The 17,838-nt window shown below is 52.0% G+C and carries 15 protein-coding genes; 2 read left to right on the forward strand and 13 right to left on the reverse strand.

From position 1 onward, the window contains the following. Positions 1 to 30: 30 nt before the first annotated feature. The 7 genes from ACTQZS_RS08865 to asnA form a co-directional block, all read right to left on the reverse strand. Positions 31 to 906: a LysR family transcriptional regulator gene (locus ACTQZS_RS08865; RefSeq protein ID WP_441099089.1), complete on the reverse strand. Its 876-nt coding sequence runs from the start codon at positions 904 to 906 to the stop codon at positions 31 to 33. Between the two features lie 221 nt (positions 907 to 1,127). Further along, positions 1,128 to 2,075: a thiamine pyrophosphate-dependent enzyme gene (locus tag ACTQZS_RS08870; protein WP_441475486.1), complete on the reverse strand. Its 948-nt coding sequence runs from the start codon at positions 2,073 to 2,075 to the stop codon at positions 1,128 to 1,130. A gap of 50 nt (positions 2,076 to 2,125) precedes the next feature. After that, positions 2,126 to 3,334, reverse strand: a complete 1,209-nt coding sequence (locus tag ACTQZS_RS08875) for a transketolase C-terminal domain-containing protein (RefSeq protein ID WP_441475487.1) — start codon at positions 3,332 to 3,334, stop codon at positions 2,126 to 2,128. Continuing rightward, positions 3,331 to 3,639, reverse strand: a complete 309-nt coding sequence (locus tag ACTQZS_RS08880; RefSeq protein WP_441099092.1) for a 4Fe-4S binding protein — start codon at positions 3,637 to 3,639, stop codon at positions 3,331 to 3,333. Before ACTQZS_RS08880 ends, ACTQZS_RS08875 begins: the two co-directional genes overlap by 4 nt. 128 nt (positions 3,640 to 3,767) lie before the next feature. Further along, entirely contained in the window at positions 3,768 to 4,343 is a 576-nt protein-coding gene (locus tag ACTQZS_RS08885; RefSeq protein WP_441475488.1) for a 2-oxoacid:acceptor oxidoreductase family protein, read from the reverse strand. Positions 4,344 to 4,752: 409 nt separating this feature from the next. Next, positions 4,753 to 5,091 (reverse strand): hypothetical protein, encoded by a 339-nt coding sequence (locus tag ACTQZS_RS08890; RefSeq protein WP_441099094.1) that lies wholly within the window; start codon positions 5,089 to 5,091, stop codon positions 4,753 to 4,755. Between the two features lie 116 nt (positions 5,092 to 5,207). Further along, positions 5,208 to 6,218: an aspartate--ammonia ligase gene (asnA, locus tag ACTQZS_RS08895; RefSeq protein ID WP_441099095.1), complete on the reverse strand. Its 1,011-nt coding sequence runs from the start codon at positions 6,216 to 6,218 to the stop codon at positions 5,208 to 5,210. A gap of 391 nt (positions 6,219 to 6,609) precedes the next feature. Between asnA and ACTQZS_RS08900 the strand changes: the two genes are divergently transcribed. Both ACTQZS_RS08900 and ACTQZS_RS08905 read left to right on the forward strand, forming a co-directional pair. Next, positions 6,610 to 6,873, forward strand: coding sequence for an HPr family phosphocarrier protein (locus ACTQZS_RS08900; protein WP_441475489.1), 264 nt, complete (start codon positions 6,610 to 6,612; stop codon positions 6,871 to 6,873). Positions 6,874 to 7,349: 476 nt separating this feature from the next. Then, positions 7,350 to 7,892, forward strand: a complete 543-nt coding sequence (locus ACTQZS_RS08905) for a glutathione peroxidase (protein WP_441475490.1) — start codon at positions 7,350 to 7,352, stop codon at positions 7,890 to 7,892. 204 nt (positions 7,893 to 8,096) lie between these two features. Here ACTQZS_RS08905 and ACTQZS_RS08910 read toward each other — a convergent pair whose 3' ends face one another. From ACTQZS_RS08910 to ACTQZS_RS08935, 6 genes are all read right to left on the reverse strand, one after another. Next, a complete protein-coding gene (locus ACTQZS_RS08910; protein ID WP_441475491.1) occupies positions 8,097 to 10,004 on the reverse strand; it encodes an ABC-F family ATP-binding cassette domain-containing protein in 1,908 nt (635 codons plus the stop codon). A gap of 12 nt (positions 10,005 to 10,016) precedes the next feature. Next, positions 10,017 to 10,784 carry a metal-dependent hydrolase gene (locus tag ACTQZS_RS08915; protein ID WP_441475492.1) on the reverse strand — a complete coding sequence of 256 codons (768 nt, stop codon included), beginning with the start codon at positions 10,782 to 10,784 and terminating at the stop codon, positions 10,017 to 10,019. A gap of 204 nt (positions 10,785 to 10,988) precedes the next feature. After that, complete coding sequence (gene hypF, locus ACTQZS_RS08920) at positions 10,989 to 13,676, reverse strand: carbamoyltransferase HypF (RefSeq protein WP_441475493.1); 2,688 nt, start codon at positions 13,674 to 13,676, stop codon at positions 10,989 to 10,991. A gap of 157 nt (positions 13,677 to 13,833) precedes the next feature. Then, on the reverse strand, positions 13,834 to 14,976 hold the full coding sequence (gene hydE / locus ACTQZS_RS08925; protein ID WP_441475494.1) for a [FeFe] hydrogenase H-cluster radical SAM maturase HydE: 1,143 nt from the start codon (positions 14,974 to 14,976) through the stop codon (positions 13,834 to 13,836). A 127-nt stretch (positions 14,977 to 15,103) separates the two neighbouring features. Further along, positions 15,104 to 16,312, reverse strand: coding sequence for a [FeFe] hydrogenase H-cluster maturation GTPase HydF (hydF, locus tag ACTQZS_RS08930; RefSeq protein WP_441475495.1), 1,209 nt, complete (start codon positions 16,310 to 16,312; stop codon positions 15,104 to 15,106). Between the two features lie 149 nt (positions 16,313 to 16,461). Beyond that, a complete protein-coding gene (locus ACTQZS_RS08935; protein WP_441475496.1) occupies positions 16,462 to 17,685 on the reverse strand; it encodes a nitrogenase component 1 in 1,224 nt (407 codons plus the stop codon). Between the last annotated feature and the right edge of the window lie 153 nt (positions 17,686 to 17,838).

The following is a 17,838-nucleotide window of genomic DNA, read 5'->3' on the forward strand; positions in this document are numbered from 1 at the left end:
TTTCCTTTGGGTGATGCGTAAAATCTGCGCTCAGATATTCCGGCAGGTATCAAGAATGTACTGATACAGGGTCCGCACAGCCGGAGCCATTAACGCAGGATTCAGACACGCCAGGCCGATCTCCCGGTATGCGTCCGGATCCATGCGATATCGTCTGACATTATAGGGAATGTCGTTCATGACGAGTTCAGGCATGATACAGATTCCAAAGCCCTTCGCGACCATGATGACCGTAGAAAGGTCATCCAGTACGTGATAGCGAATCTGCGTGGAAAAATTATTCTGCCGCAGATAATTCTGTATATCGGCGTCGGTGGACTCTCTCTGCGCCACGAAATGATGGTGGCTCATCTCCTCAATTCCGATGGTATCGCCCTCGGACTTCTTCTCAAAGTCGGCGGAGACAATACAGAGCAGAGGATCCTTGTAAAAAATCTCAATCGGAATATCTCCGGCGCTCGATGCCGAAAGAAAACCAAAATCAACGATTCCATTCTTGATCCAGTAACGGACATCATCGTAGGTCCCCTCAAAGACCTCAATTCGGATTGCAGGATACTGCGCCTCAAAAGAATGGATGATATCCGGGATCCAGTTGGTGCAGGCACTTGAGAAACAGCCGATCTTCACAGTTCCGGTCTTCAGGCCCTTGTACTCCGCCACGACCTGCTGCAGACGCTCATCACTGTTCAATACCGAATTCACGTAGGGAAGAATGTGTTCTCCGTAATTGGTCAGGGTGACTCCCGATTTGTTGCGGGTAAGAACCGCAAAACCAAGCTCCTTCTCCATCGCGGAGATCGAATGACTGATAGCGGACGGCGTGAGGCCGAGTACATCAGCTGCCTTGTGGAAACTTCCCATCTCTGCAACAGTTTTGAATACCTGATACGTAAGTAGTGTCATCGATTCCCTTTCTTTATACGGATTTCTGTTCCTTGATATGAATCTCTGCGCGGAGGATCTCTGAAAAGTCCTGCCGGCCATATCTATTGACTATATCTATTGAAATGATAGCACAATAACATAAATAGGGTAACATATTTATGTGCGATATGGAAGCCCCTCTGCTGCGTCCGTTTTTGCCGTTAATTTTCCGAATTCAGGAGTATTCAGAAGGCAGGAGCTCAGTATCGCGAACATCTGTACTGGAGGTCCTCCCATCGCTTGTCCACTTCATTCTGAAAAACCTGGATCAGGTGTTCATTCTCCGGTTTGAACAGATGGCGGAATCTTCCCTGCGTTCTCAGAAAGTCCTCGATCGGAAGCTTGTGCTTTGGTACATAAGAAAGCTTCCAGACGCCGTGATCCACCTCGAAGAGCGGCCAGTAGCAGGTCTCGACCGCAAGACGGCAGATCTCCATGACATCCTCTGTCGGATATCTCCATCCGCGGGGACAGGGGGTCATTACATTCAGGAAAGACGGACCTTCTGTATAGATTCCCCTCTCCGCCTTTCTGTGCAGATCCTTGAAGTCTCTGGTCAGGGTAGTCTGTGCGGCATAGGGGACATAGTGCTCGGCAATGATGGCGGTAAGGTCTTTGCGGTACTGTACCTTGCCGGCTGATTTTGTTCCGGCCGGAGTGGTGGTAGTATCCGCAAACATCGGCGTCGCGGAGGACCGCTGGATACCGGTGTTCATGTAGGCTCCGTTATCATAGCAGACGTAGAGCATGTCGTGTCCTCTCTCCATCGCGCCTGACAGGGACTGGAATCCGATGTCGTAGGTGCCGCCGTCACCCCCGAAGGTGATAAATTTGAAGCAATCCTTCTCCCCGAGACGATGTTTTCTTTTTAAAACTTTATAGGCGGTCTCAACGCCGGACAGTGTTGCTCCGGCGTTCTCAAAGGCGTTGTGGATGTAGCTGTCCTCCCAGGAAGTGTATGGATACATAAAGGAGGAAACCTCAAGACAACCGGTGGCATTTCCGATCACAGCATGATCTTCCGGCTTCAGTGCGCGGAGAACGGCGCGGACGGCGATGGTTGCCCCGCAGCCGGCACACATTCTGTGGCCCGGTGCAAGCCTCTCCGGCCTGGCGAGCATCGTTTTTAAGCTATAGTCATTACTCATTTCTGATTATCTCCTGTTTATGAGGGTATATTCGGGTTCTGATATCGTGTTTATCCGCGCAGATTCACATATTTGTGCTGCTGCACAGGTGTGCCTTCCTCCACAGCAGCCCGGAGCTCGGCAAATACTTCCTTTACATGATCTGTGGTAAAATCTCTTCCTCCAAGACCGTAGATATAATTGACCGCTTCAATGAATACCCGGTTTCGGTACAATCCCGCCGTCACCTCACTGCCGAGAGGCCCGCCGTTTCCGTTATAGCTTTCGCAGCGGTCCATGATTGCGACCGCCTTACAGTTCCGAAGTGCCTCCGCGATTTCCGCTTCAGGGAAAGGGCGGAAGACACGTAGTTTCAGTACGCCTGCCTTCCATCCCTCTTCGCGGAGCTCGTCAACCGCCTCCTTTGCCGTCCCGGCAGCGGAACCCATGATCAGCATGATGTAGTCTGCGTCTTCCGTCCGGTATTCCTCAAAAAATCCGTACGTTCTTCCGGACATCTGTTCAAACTTCTCCGCGACCTCCAGGATGACCTGGCGCGCATTTTCCATGGCGGTCTCCTGATTTTTCTTTGCCTCCATCTCATAGTTTGAGATCGAATAAGGACCGACGGAAACCGGCTTTCCGGGATTCAGCATGAACTCCTCCGGCTCGTAGGTGCCGGCGAATTTCTTCACGCTCTCATCCTCCAGAAGACAGATGTTCTGCACGGCATGGCTTGTGATGAAGCCATCCTGGCAGATCATCACGGGCAGGTGAACTCTCGGATCTTCCGCAATCGGATATGCCTGAATATAGTTGTCGTAAACCTCCTGGTTGTCTTCCGCATAGATCTGAATCCAGCCGGTATCTCTCGCGCCCATGCCGTCGGAATGATCGCAGTTGATGTTAATCGGACCGGAAAGCGTGCGGTTCACCAGGGTCAGAACGATGGGCAGCCGGTTGGATGCCGCCAGCAGCAGCTCCTCCCACATGAGAGCCAGCCCAGCGGAGGATGTCGCTGTCATGGTTCGTGCTCCCGCTGCCTCAGAGCCGATAGCGGCAGACATTGCGGAATGCTCGCTCTCGACCGGAATAAAATCGGTGTCCATCTGACCATTCGCGATGTAGGCCGAGACCATCTGCGGTATTTCCGTGGACGGTGTTATGGGAAATGCCGGCATGACATCCGGCTCAACCTGCCGGATCGCATAGGAGACCGCTTCATTTCCGGACATCCTCTCCTTGATTTCTCTGCTCCTGATGATTTCCAAATTACTCATGGTTCAATGCCCTCCTTCATGACAATTGCGTCAAAAGGACAAACCTTTGCGCAGATGCCGCATCCCTTGCAGTGCATATAGTCAAAATCCAATCGCCTGCCGTCCTGAAAGGGGATAGCTCCGTCCGGGCAGACCGGACAGCACAGAAGACACTGTCTGCATTTTTCCTTCATATAAACAGGGGTATTTGTCCTCCATTCTCCGGTGTTGAACTGTCTGGAGGTTCCGCCCGCAAAAATCTGCATGCCTTCCGTAAGACCGCCGCAGGGCGTCTGTTCGTTGATTTGTGATATATCGGTACGCATAAAAAATCCTCTCTGGACATTCGCTTCGCGCGAAATCCGTAAAATCGCTGATCTGTCTGTAACTTCTGGCCTATCAGATATACACTGCATACCGGCTCATAATGCACGCCGGCACACTGACCGGCGGTTCAATCACCGACCGCTCTGAAGGCATCCTCCAATGCCCGCATGTTTCCATCGATGACCTCCGGCTTTTTCGCGAATTTGTGCTGAAAGGATTCCCGCATGTTGGCGACAAAAGAATCCTTATCCATGACCCGGCTGACCGCAACTGCTGCTGCAAGCATCGGTGTATTCGGGAAATTCTTTCCGAGTGCTTTTTCTGAAATCTCTCTTGCGTCGACAGTGACTACTCTGCCCTGATATCCGCGAAGCAGCGGCCGGATCTCATCCGGGGTTTTCGGCGTATTTACAATGATGGCGCCCTCTTCCTTCAGACCGTCAGTCACATGAACAGCGTGAAGAAGAGTCTCGTCTACGACAACCACATAGTCCGGATCATAAATATTAGAATGCACCCGGATCGGCATCCGGCTGATGCGGTTAAACGCGGTGATCGGCGCGCCCATCCGCTCCGGACCATATTCCGGAAAGCCCTGCACATACGCGCCGGTCTTAAAGCAGACATCTGCCAGAAGCAGCGCTGCGGTTTTGGCGCCCTGGCCTCCCCGGCCATGCCATCTGATTTCAACTGTGTTCTTCATTGCAAAATCCTCTCTGAATTTCTGCGGCTTCATACCGTATGCGGCAATGTTTCTTGCATAATCATTTTTATTCTGTTTGATATTGTTCATCTTTATGTTGATTTACACTCAACTTTTACTATTATACAGAAAACCCCGGAATTGTAAACAATTTTTGTTTATGTATATTCACAAGAATGATGAAACTATTTCATCATTCTTCCAACGAGATAAAACACGCTGCGCGAGTATTACCTCGCAATCGCGACGCTCGCCGCACACGAATACTTCGCATTCGGCTGCGGCTCACTGTTCGCGTAAAAAAATGAGCGGTCCCGGAGGCCTCAGCGCAGAGATGATTCGCGCAAAGGTCCCGGGACCGCATCAGACCATATTTAATTTTACACCTCGGAATGTAGTTATAACCGTCTCAGCGTTCAAAGGCAAAATAGACAATTACTGCCTCTGCGTCTCTGTGAATCCAGACGCTCGTGTCCTCGCCGCTGTCGCTCTCTAGGTTTCCCGGATAACAGCCGTACTCGTGACCGGCTTTTTCGTCCTTTCCTCTGTCGGGAGCTTCCCCGAAGTCTCCCTTCTGGAACCGTGTCACATAATGGATGATTGTCTGAAATTCACTGCCGACGAAATAGATTTCACGGATACCTGCGGACAGATAGATGGTCTCTCCGTTGATCGTTCCGTAATACGCGGTTCCGTATCCCTTTTTCTTCCCACTGATGTATTTCTTCAAGTCGCTCAATTTCTCCATAGACGGGACCTCCTTTTGACTCATTTTACCGCGGCATGAGGCAAACGGCAATGAGAAAACGTATGCGAACGGTCATTGTCCGCAGGTAATTCCGCGCAAAACGGGGCGCCTGTTCATCAGAGAAGCGTTACACCGTGGTCCGCTGCGTACTTCAGATCTTTCTCCGGCCACAGGGAGACCTGAACTTCTCCGATATGCGCCTTTCTGAGGAAGAACATGCAGATACGGGACTGTCCGATTCCGCCACCGATGGTGTACGGAAGCTTCTTCTCAAGAATTGCTTTCTGGAAGGGAAGCTCCGCTCTCTCCTCACATCCGGCTTCCTTCAACTGAAGTTTCAGAGAATCCTCATCCACCCGGATGCCCATTGAGGAAAGCTCCAGAGCAATATCAGTGACCGGATAATATACAATGATGTCACCGTTCAGAGACCAGTCGTCATAATCCGGCGCTCGTCCGTCGTGCTTCTCGCCGGACTTCAGTCTTCCGCCGATCTGCTCGATGAAGATCGCACCGTGAATTCTGGCAAACTTGTACTCGCGGTCCTTCGGGGAGTCATCCGGATACATATCTTCAAGCTCCTGGGAGGTCACAAAGGTGATCTGCTCTGGCAGGATGCAGTGCACATATTCAAATTTGTTCTCGACATACTTCTCTGTCACATGGAGGGCTTCGTAAACATTCTTTACAATCCTGTGAAGCGTCTCGCGGTTCCGCTCCTCCTTTGTGATGACGCGTTCCCAGTCCCACTGATCCACATAGATAGAATGAATGTTGTCTGTGTCCTCGTCCCGACGGATCGCATTCATATCCGTGTAGAGTCCCTGTCCCGGCTGAAAGCCGTAGCGCCCCAGAGCGTATCTCTTCCATTTCGCGAGGGATTGAACGATTTCAGCCTTTCGTTCATTCTGCTCTTTAATTCCGAAGCTGACAGGTCTTTCCACCCCGTTCAGGTTATCGTTCAGGCCGGATTCCGGATCTACAAAAAGAGGCGCTGACACACGCTGAAGATTGAGCTCCGCGGCCAGCTGGTTCTGGAAAAAATCTTTAACTTTCTTTATCGCAATCTGTGTTTCCTTCAGATCAAGTTCCGAATGGTAGCCGTCCGGAATAAAAATGCTGCTCATGGTCTATTCCTCCTGTGGTTCTTCTAAAGTAGGTCAAGTACTTCTGACTTAGCTACAATAGCACATTTTTCACCGACGAACAACAAATTATGAATGAAAACAAGCACATCGCGCCTATGGAATACTTAAAATTCAGACGGCTTTTGCCGGCGTGTGCTTTGAAATAAGACGAGAGATCTCCCGGCGTCGATGCTTCCGGTCTGTTCTGACACATACCCGCAAATTATGACTCATAGATCTTTGGATTTGATTTGAAATCTATTTTTCTAATGCTATGATGTCTGCTAAAGATGGAGACGTTTCCATATTGTATGTGGGATCGATCCCATCCCGAAACTGTGCCCGGGATTGAAGCCGGACCTGCTTTGTAAGCATGAAGGAGAGTGAGAGTATGACTCGTTACATCGTAAATATTCCTTCCGTTGAGGAAGCGTCTGTTTTTTCTGCGAGAATCCAGAAAATGCCTTTTGATGTTGATCTGCACAGCGGCAGAACCGTGATCGACGCCAAGTCGGTTCTTGGTCTGATCTACTTTGGGGTAGGTCGGAACGCTTTTCTGGAGGCGCATACCGATCGCAAGGCTGATCAGGAAATGCTCGAGGAGGCAGTACGGGATTATCTGGTGCAGGACGATCAGATGGTCCGGGTAATATAAACAGCAGCCGGCATATCCTCCTTTTTTCGTGAGGGTGACAGGGAAACCTGGTAACTGGTGCATTGTACCGCGACGGTATGAGCCGTCAGGCTGCTTTGGGTTCCGCAAAGCCGCAGGTGTAAAAGCCTGCGGCTTTTTTTACGGTGCGCCGCAGCCGAATGCAAAGTATTCGTGTGCGGCGAGCGTCGCGCTAGCGAGATAAAACTCGCGCAGCGTGTTTTATCCCGTTAACCGTTTTCCGTACAGATACATGCCTGAAAAATGCCTGAAAAACGTAATTGAAAAAATAAAAAAACGCTTGCTTTTCTCATTGAATTTGATACAATGTAATTGCGCAAAGATTTTACGCAATGTTATTGCGCTCAATTTAGTAAAAACATACGATATATTTTATGCCGCCGTCAGATCATGGCCATCTGCAGAGGAGAATGATTCACAGATGATGACGCCGGCGGAACAGCAGAAAGGACGACAGAATGAGTATTTATGATTATTCGGTAACAACTCCTCAGGGAGAGGAAGTTTCACTTGGACAGTTCAAGGGGAAGGTTATGCTGATCGTGAACACCGCGACCGGCTGTGGATTTACTCCGCAATACAAAGATCTGGAGGAAATTTACGAGGCCTTTCATGATAAGGGACTTGAAATCATCGATATTCCGTGCAATCAGTTCGCCGGACAGACTCCGGGAACTGATGAGGAAATCCATCAGTTCTGCACCCTGAAATACAACACACAGTTCCCGCAGATGAAGAAATCGGATGTGAACGGTGAGAATGCTCTCCCGCTCTATAAATATTTGAAGAGCCAGCAGGGATTCCATGGATTTGGCAAGGGTCCCACCGCTCTGATGATGAGCGCCATGCTGAAGAAGATCGACAGCGATTACAAGAACAACCCGGAAATCAAATGGAATTTCACCAAATTTCTGGTGGACCGCGGAGGAAATGTTGTGGCGCGTTTTGAGCCCACGGAAAAAATGAAGGATGTAAGCGCGGAGATCGAAAAACTGATTTAAAGGGAAAGAAACAATGAAGATCTGGACGGATTACACTGATCTGATTTCTGATCCAGAATGTAATTGCCCGGGGCCGGAGAATTTTCCGGTTCCGGGCAATTTCTGCTTTTTACGCGAACAGTGAGCCACAGCCGAATGCGAAGTATTCGTATGCGGCGAGCGTCGCGATAGCGAGATAAAACTCGCGCAGCGTGTTTTATCTCGTTACGGGTCCTCTGCTTCCCGGGTGTCGAGCCAAACATCATACCAGTCCAGACATTTTTCAGTCCAGACATCTCTCGCCTCTTCGCGTTGATGATAGTTTATGGAATCGGCATTCATGTACTCATCCAGCGTTTCCGGAATCTGACTCTGTTCCTTTTCCATCCTTAGGCAGATCTTCCGGAAGGCTTCCCCGGAGGTCTCCAGCTCCGGTCGTATCAAGCCGAAACGCCAGTCAAGTGTCGCTTCTTCAGTGGAAAATTCCCGAAGGCGGAAGTGCTCTGCCTTCGGAACGGCCTTTAATTCCTCAATTAACCGCTGATCCTCAGCGGTCCGCAGCGCGGCGATGTCTGTTCCGCTTTTCGCGAGCTCCCTCTGTTCCATATAGTGGTCATATCCGAACGGATAGTAGTGGATTCCGGTTTCACCGGAATCAAACAGTAAGAGAGAGTCCGCCACGCGGCTCAGAAAGTATCGGTCATGAGAGACAAAAAGTATGGTTCCTCTGTAGCATCGAAAGAGAGATTCCAATGTTTCCTTTGCGGGAATGTCCATATTATTTGTCGGTTCATCCAGAATCAGAAAATTCGGGCGGGGATACAGCAGAGCGGCAAGCACCAGGCGCGATTTTTCCCCGCCGGACAGTTTTTCCACCGTTTTTCCGAGGTCTCTGGCGCGAAACAGATAACCAGCCAGAAAATCACGAATTTCTTTCTCGTTCATCGAAGGATAACGGTCATGGAACCATTCCAGAACATTTCTTTCTGCCTCTTCTCCGGCAATTTCGGCGGAGAACTGATCAAAATAGGCAGATTCGATGTGTGCGCCGCTCTTCCGCTCTCCATCCAGAGGGGACAGAAGACCCGCGACGGTCTTGAGAAAGGTTGATTTTCCGGACCCGTTCGGCCCGATTACACCGATTTTCTGTCCTCTGCGAATCCGGAAAGAGATTTCCTTGAGCGGGCGGTCCTTCTGGTAACCGATCTTCATATGTACGCATTCAAAGACCCACTTGCTGCCCGGGCGCACGGGAAGCAGGTCTCCGGTGTGTATGAAAGCATCGTCCGTTCGCGGCTTTTCCACAGGATTCATCCTGTCAAGGATTTTTTTTCTGGAGCGGGCAAAGGCAGCCTTCCTGGGTTTGTTCCTGAATTTCAGGATCAGTTCTCTTTCTCTCTGGATCTCCGCCTGCTGCGCCTCATATGCCTTCAGCTGTCTCTGGTATCGCCTTGCCTTTTCTTCCGTATAGGCGGTGTACCCTCCGGAATACCGGGTAACTTGTCCGCCTGCCACCTCCCAGATCACATCAGCGGTCCGGTTGATAAAATATCGGTCATGCGATACCAGGATCACCGCCTTCGGGTAGCGGCGGATATAATGTTCAAGCCATTCTACCGATTCCAGATCCAGATGATTGGTGGGCTCGTCGAGGATCAGAACATCGGGTTCGGCCAGGAGGAGCCGGATCAGCATGATCTTACGCTGTTCTCCGCCTGAAAATTCACAAAGTTTCCTGGTCTTGTCACTCTTGGCGAGCTCGAAGCCCGTGAGCATCCGGTCATAGAGCTGTTCATAGTAATAACGGTCCCTGGAATATCGGTATCCAGCCGGTTTACCGGACATCACCGCTTCCAGAACTGCCTGCTCAAGGGTTTTGTCCGGATCCCCGGCAAACCTCTGATCCATCATCCCCGTCGTAAAAGCCCGTGAGCGGGTGAGCCCCGCGTCCGGATGCTTTTCATCGGTATCCAGGTCCAGCTTTCCGGATATTACGTCGAGCAGTGTCGTCTTTCCCGCGCCGTTCCGGCCGACAACTGCTGCCTTCTCCGTTCCCCGGATCTCAAAGGAAAAACGGCTGAGTACCGGGATGCCGTCACGGCTTACTGTCCCGTCTTTTATTTCAAGAAGCATTTCTTTGTCTCCTTAAGTTTTGACCTGCTGCCAGATAAACGATGATCCGGGCAGTGAACCTCCCGACATTTTCCCCCTGATTGCAGCTGTGATTGCAGCGGTCAATTTCGGCTTGATTGCGTCTGTGACTGCGGCAGCCAGTTTCGGCTTGATCCCGGCTGTGATTGCGTCTGCCAGTGGTTTCAACGGGGAAAACACCAGAATCAGATAGACAGAGGTACACAAGAAGGCGACAAACATCAGCCAGTTGACGACGCCGTCCGAGCGAAACATTTTTAGAGAAAATCCACGTTTTGACGGCCACAGAAGCAGCTCCCACTGCCGGTTCAGAAGATCTGTGAGCAGGTGGGAGAGGTATCCTGCGGCAAAATAACAGGTGATCTGGGGAAAGATGACGTTGACACAGAGGCAGAAAAGGATCATCGCCGCAAAGGAATGCATAAAGCTCCTGTGATGTGTCCTCCTCCCGATGACGCACAGAAGGAGAAAGGCTGCGATTCCGGCGATAACACGCGATGTGCTGCTCCGGGACATCAGTGACTGATAGATACCGATATGGAAGAAATAATCGGCCAGTATGATCAGGGATACTGCCGCGGTGCATACCCCGATGATTTTCTCAGTCTCTCTTGAGGCCCCGGACGTTCCGGCGTCTATATCCGGCAGAATTCCTCCCATGGCTGCGGCCCCGGTTCCTGCCACAAGTATCGGCAGGGAGGACGGCTCAAAAATCGCCAGTGCTGTCGTGATTCCAATAAAAAAATGCGTCCTTCCAAGCATGTGTGAATGATCTTCTTCCCTGATATTTTTTCTGCGACTATTATAATGGATCACTGTTTTTTCGCAAGGGGCACCTCGGAGAGCAAAGCTGCCCTGCCCGGACACATCGCAGGTGCTTTTTCCGGGGTGACCATCAGGTTGCCTCAGAAGCGGGGGTTCCCCGGCCGGAAAGATCGCAGGTGTTTTTCCGGGGTGCCTGTCAGGTTACCTCACAGGCAGGTCTTCCCCGCTGAGGCAGGCGCCGTAATATGCCTGCCCGAGCGCGATCCCTCCGTCGTTTGGGGGAACCAGGTGATGCGTAAGCACGTGGCAGCCGTTCTTTTCGAGCAGATTCTGCATCATCTCGAGAAGGAGCGTGTTCTGAAAGCATCCGCCGGATAAGGCAACGGTGTCGGGCAGACGGCAGTCCAGCCTGCGGAGATGAACGAGCAGACGGCAGGTCTCTCTCGCGAGCAAATCATGAAATAACCAGGCAAGCCGGTCCGGATCTTCTCCGGAAAGCTTACCTAGAATGATCCGTCTGACAATCCTTCCGGTGGGAATCCGGAATATCCCGGAACCGGAAATCTCAGTTTCCGGTTTGGCGTTTTTTTTCACCGCGGCTTCTGGCATGTAGTATGGATCTACATTAGAGAATTGCTTGTTCGATAATTCCATATTATAGGAATCTATATTACATGAATCTGTATTACATGAATCTATATTATATGAATCCCGGTTATTCAGATCCGTGTTGTATGAATTCTCTGTGTCACAATGGTTCTTCTGGTACTGCAGGGCGCGGTACATTAAGGTGGTAGAGGCTTCTCCTTCGAAGGTTGATGCTCTGCGGATACCAAGGATTGCGCTGACTGCGTCGAAGATTCTCCCGCAGCTCGTAGATACGACGGCATTCAGCCGCTTTTCGTGCATTTTTCGCATAATTCCGGCCTCTGTCGGAGAACAGAGATCAAGCGCTGTCATGATCTCTTCCGGCGACAGATGATCGATTTCATTCCGGCTCCACGGAGGAATTCGTTCCCCCTGTGATAATGGGCTGCCGCCCTGATCCGGGAGCGTGAAAATACCGCAATTGTCACGGAATTCATGTCCTCTGTCATTATTCGGGAACGGGAGAACCGCGCAATTGTCACGGGATCCATGTCCCCGGTCATTCTTTCCGAACAGGCTTATGATCAAGGATGCGGCGATCCGCCAGCCCTCTCGTGAGGCGGTATCTCCGCCGATATGCAGGAAGGGTTCCACACTTCCAAGTCTTCGGAAACCATGCGTGTCCGCAAGCAATACTTCTCCGCCCCAGATCGTGCCATCGGTTCCGTAGCCGGTGCCGTCGAAGGAGAGGCCAAGCACGGGATCCGTCCGGTCATTTTCCGCCATACAGGAGAGAATATGGGCGTAGTGGTGCTGGACATGCACCAGCGGGACGCCGGCCGCAAGTTCTCCGGCGATTTCCGTGGACCGGTAACCGGGGTGGAGATCACAGACAACCAGATCCGGCTTTGCCTCAAGCAGAGTTTCAAAGCGTCCGACTGTCTCCCGGAGTGCCTGCGCGCTGCGGACATCTGCAAGATCTCCAATATAAGATGATGGATAAAAAAGGTTTCCTTTCCCGATGCAGAAGGTGTTCTTCAGTTCGCCGCCGATTGCCAGAACCGTCCGTCCGGGGGCCGGTCCCTCAGTGACCATGTATGGGAGCGGCGCGTAGCCTCTGGATCTTCGGATCATGTACGGGTTGTTCCGGTAGAAATCCATGACGGAGTCGTCACAGCGGATATTGATTGCGCGGTTGTTCGACAGGATGATATCTGCGATGGTGGAAAGCTCTTCAAGTGCCTCCCGGTCGTTGTGACAGATCGGCGCTCCGCTGACATTTCCGCTTGTCATGACCAGCATAGGCGTCATGGAGCGGCCATCATCATATTGGAAGAGAAGAATCTGAACCGGAGCGTAAGGGAGCATAACGCCGACGCTGGGATTATCCGGGGCCACTGCTGGCGACAGTCGGATGTTGTCTTTCTTTTGCAGGAGAAGAATCGGCTTCTGGTGACCTGTCAGGATGGCTTTCTGTTCCTCTGTCAGGAAACACTCAGCCTGCACACAGGCTTCGTCCCGCATCATCACCGCAAAAGGTTTCGACGGCCGGTGCTTCAGCTCCCGGAGACGCCGGACGGCCTCTGTATTGGAGGCGTCGCAGCAGAGATGAAAGCCGCCGATGCCCTTGACTGCCGCGATGCCGCCATCGATCAGGATGCGCCGGGTCTCCAGGATTGCCTCTCTGCCGGTGATCGAGGCCGCACTCCCGTCTTTTGGAAGGATGTAAACATGGGGACCGCAGTCGTTGCAGCAGACAGGCTGGGCGTCATATCTGCGTGTGGACGGGGTGACATATTCGTGACGGCATTCCGGACACATGGGGAATACCTTCATGGATGTCCGCTCCCGATCATAGGGAAGAGATTCAAGGATCGTAAGCCTCGGGCCGCACGAGGTGCAGTTGATAAAAGGATGCAGATATCTCCGGTCAGACGGATTCAGCAGCTCCGCCCGGCATTCGTCACAAATGGCGATGTCAGGGGACACGAAGATCTCTCCTTTTGTCTTCCGGCTTTCAATAATTGAAAAACCCGAAAAATGTGGCGCTGTTTTCAGTGGACGGACATCCATCTTCAGAATCACTGCCCGTCTCGGCGGCTGTTCGCGGACCAGACGGATAAACGCGCTGATTTTTGCGTCGGTTCCCTCAGCAATCACCTCGACGAACGAACCCTTGTTGCAGACAGTGCCACGGATGCCGCAGGCAGCCGCATGTCGGGAAACTGTCGGCCGGAATCCGACCCCCTGTACAATGCCGTATATTTTGATCTGTCTGATGATGTCTGCGGTGTCTGTCATTTTCTATATCCTCCTGGCTGTAAGACTCCTCCGGTTTTTCACAGCCTGTGGTCTGTCGTAATGCGCGGTTTCCTGTAGCCGATACGGTTTCAGGCTTTCCTGTTTCCCGCTTCTCTCGCACCGCTGGAAACGGAAGCAACAGGCAATAATTCCTATCTCACAGCTGCCCGTTCTCCGTCTCCCCCGCACCGCCCGAAACAGAAGCGACAGGAGATGATTCATGGTTCACACCTGTCTGTTTCTCCGCTGCACCGCGAAAGTCGGGGTGATCGCCTCTGGATATCACAACGTGGCAGCCGGTTGTTTCGATCCGCCTCGCCATACACGCCCTGCATTCCGCAGCCTCGTCCCCCGTACAGATTTTTCCGTCATAGAGCATATATTTCGCCCGGACTCCCTTTGGAGACAGGTTTGGCATGACAACATTTGCGCCGGCAAGTATTCCCATCTCTCTACCCCTGGGATGAATCGTTCCGAGTGCCGTGGTCGCCGGGAGAAGCGACGCTGGAAACATTAGTCTCAGGATGCTCAGAAGATGAAGTGTATCCTCCAGTGTTCCGTCCGGTTCATAGCGGAACGGAGTATCCTTGTGGTGAATAAACGGGCCGATTCCGATCATCTGCGGCTGCAGATCCCGCATATACATAAGATCAGCAATCACATTGTCCCAGGTCTGATAAGGGCTTCCGACCATGATCCCGCAGCCGACCTGATATCCGATGGATTTCAGGTCGCTGAGACAGCGCTTGCGGTTCCGGATGGAAAGCTCCGCCGGATGAAGTCTGGCATAATGCGCCGGATCTGAAGTTTCCTGGCGCAGCAGATACCGCTCTGCTCCGGCGTCAAAGTATGCCTGATATTCTTCCCTGGTTTTCTCGCCGATCGAAAGAGTTATCGCGCAGTCCGGATGCTTTCTGCGGATGCTGCTGACAATATCACAGATATCCTCGGTGCTGTAGGACAGGTCTTCACCGCTCTGGAGCACGAAGGTTCGGAAATCCAGCTGATATCCGATGTCAGCGCATTCGAGAATCTGTTCACGGGTCAGGTGATAGCGCTGGGCCTTCGTATTGCTTTTCCGTATTCCGCAGTAATAGCAGTCGTTTTTGCAGTAGCTGGAAAATTCAATGATCCCCCGCAGGTAAACTTCATTTCCGTAGTATTGTTCCCGGACTTCCCTGGCGTTCCCGGCCAGAAAGTCTTCCTCCGCCGGATTCATCGTTGTAAGCAGAGCCTTGAAATCATCCCGGGGAAGTACCTTCTGTTCCCGGAGCTGCAGGATTCTGTCTTTATTGTTCATAAAATTCTGTCTCCAAGCCTTTCTTAAACAGCCATGCTGTAAACAGCGTCACATACCGCATAAAGCCACATGCTCCGCTGCTTTATCACTTCCGGGGAAGCTGGCTTCCGGCTGCCGGAAGCTGTTTTCAGACAGTTGGAAGTTCTGCCGCAAGCTCCGCGAATTCCGGGAGCATGCGAAGGGACCTGCCGAGGATTCCCCGCATATAGGAAACCGCGATGCCGTAATTTGTAATCGGTGTGCCCTGACGGATGGCGTGATCGCGCCGTGAAGCCATCTCCCGGTCGTTGAGCACACACCCGCCACAGTGGATCACGAGCCGGCAGGAGGACAAGTCTTCTTTCATCGTGCTGCCTGAAGACAGTTCGATGTTCAGTTTTCTGCCGGTGTATTTTTTTAAAAGCGCCGGAATCTTTACGGATCCGATGTCTCCGCAGGTCCGGCGATGTGTGCATCCCTCAGCCACAAGAACCGTGTCTCCGTCCGTCAGTTTTTCTATTTCCCGTACGCCTTCAACAGCCGCTTTAAGATAGCCGCGGTACCGGGCCATCAGAATGGAAAAAGAGGTGAGCGGAACGTTGTCCGGAACGATATCCTTTACCCGATAAAACGCCTGGGAGTCGGTGATGACCAGGCGGCAATCCGGGTTCTGGTTCAGGACATCTGCCAGTTCTTCCGTCTGGCACACACAGGCGGAAGCGTGGTGGAGCAGAATCTCATGGAGAACCATCTGCTGAGGAAGAATAATCCTTCCCTTCGGGGCCTCCGCGTCCATGGGAATAACCAGAATGACAGTATCATTTTTCGTTATAAGATCATCCAGCATTCCCGCTGTCCGGATCTTCTCTTTCGCCCGGACCCGGATGGCATGCGTCAGCTCATCAAAACCGTATCCGGTCTCTGCTGAGACCTGGACCGCATCCTCCGGCAGCGAGACGGGCAAACCGAGATCCTGCTTGTTGAAGCACAAGATGACAGGAATATTCTTTTTTGCAAACCGGGTCTGAAGTTCCTTCTCATCCGGAGATATTTTCCCATCCCCGATTACAATGACGGCAAGATCAATACGATCCATCATGTCCCTTGTCTTTTGGACCCTCAGCGCTCCGAGCTCTCCCACATCGTCAAGGCCCGCGGTGTCAATGACCACACAGGGTCCGAGCCCGTGGATTTCCATGGCTTTCCGGACCGGATCAGTTGTCGTGCCGGGGACATCCGATACCACGGAAAGGCTCTGTCCGGTCAGACGGTTGATTACACTGGATTTTCCGGCATTCCTGCGCCCGAAGAATCCGATCTGCACTCTTTCTGATGAAGGTGTTTCATTCATGCTCATAACGGTTTCCTCCTGATGTCCTGAATTTATGTGTATCCAACAATTTCATACGCAAATTGCCCTGTCTGAGGATTCTGTGTCAGGATGCATCCTTCCTTGTTCCCGGTATTAATGTTTATAGAGAAAGGAAAATGCAGAGATGGCAGAAATCAACCTGAGAGCAGAAGGCGAACCAGTCTGTCTGAAATGCCGCTGTCAAAATAGTTGACGAAATGATTCCGGTAGATTCTTCCGGAAAGCGCAAGCGTCGGAAGAAAAATCCGGCGTATGCGGTCGGGTTCCGGGAGGATATGGTCATACATGGGATCACAGACGAGATCCGCATCCGGAAAGCGCGTCAAAAATGCCTCGATTTCCTCTTCGCCGAAGTGAGCCGCATCAACGCCAGGGATTCGGACGGACGGATCGGTTTCCAGCGGGTCGACGACGATGGTTTTTCGTCCGGTTCTCCGGCGGACCATCGAAGCAAGCGATGTGCCAAGTACCGGCTCTGTGAGAAAAATTACCGGCGGGCGGGAGTCCGGTGCCTCATTTTCCGGCTCTTTTTCCCGTAAAGCTGCTCCCTTAAATCTTGCAGTCACAAGCTGCTGCAGAGTGGGATCGTCCTCATCGTCAAGCGGAACGCCGATCACATATGGGATGCCGTATCTGTCGCTCAGATATTTTGCCGGAGGAAGCCCTGCCTTTGAGAGAACCAGCGAGACGTCCGCCTCCGCCATGTCGGGAAGGCGGCGGAAGCTGCAGGTATTACCGTCCGCCAGAGCGGTCCGGATCCGTAATCCTCGTTTCCGGAGAAGCTTTTCCAGAGAAAGTGCGGATCCCTCTGCCGCAAAATCCAGCGGCATCATACCGAACACATTGACAGAAATGGCCTCTCCCTCTTTTCTTCTGACGCAGGCCTTCGCCGCGGTGTTTTTTCGTTCTCCGAGAAACTTCTGAAGAAGTCTCTGCCAGGCGAGGCCTGCTCCCCGCGCGTAGTCATGACATCCGTTTGAAGGGACATAGAACGATGGTATTCCGGTCTTTCGTTCCAGAATGCCTGCAATGGCTTCGAAATCCGTTCCATTCAGCCATGGCACCGGTGAATTACAGAGCGCGATGAATTCCGGACGCGACGGAAGAGCGTTCTGAGCATCCAGGATATCCCGGATAAACCGTTCATCGTTTCCCAGAACGGCGTCCTTCATGTTAAGCCCGGAAATAAAAATATTTGAAGGTTCCCGGTACCAGCGCAGTTCATCATGCGTATTATAGGTGGAATTACATCCGGAGGGGTCATGGATGACCGTCATTCCTCCGAATTCATATAGAGCTCCCGCAATGCCGGATACATCTCCGGCCCAGACCGGAAGCACTCTGTAGGTCTCTTTCATCGTCCGATTCTCTCTCCCTGTCAGCGGCTCGAAAGTGCGAATATGTGCGGGCAGTGAGCCACCTCCGCTCATACAAGATTTGAAGCGATGGGTCAACGCCGCGGCCGACCGACGAAATCAGTCACCTGTAAGACTGCGAGAGTGCGAAGTACG

Source organism: Bilifractor sp. LCP19S3_H10 (assembly GCF_052119185.1).
In the GTDB taxonomy this organism is placed as follows: domain Bacteria; phylum Bacillota; class Clostridia; order Lachnospirales; family Lachnospiraceae; genus Bilifractor.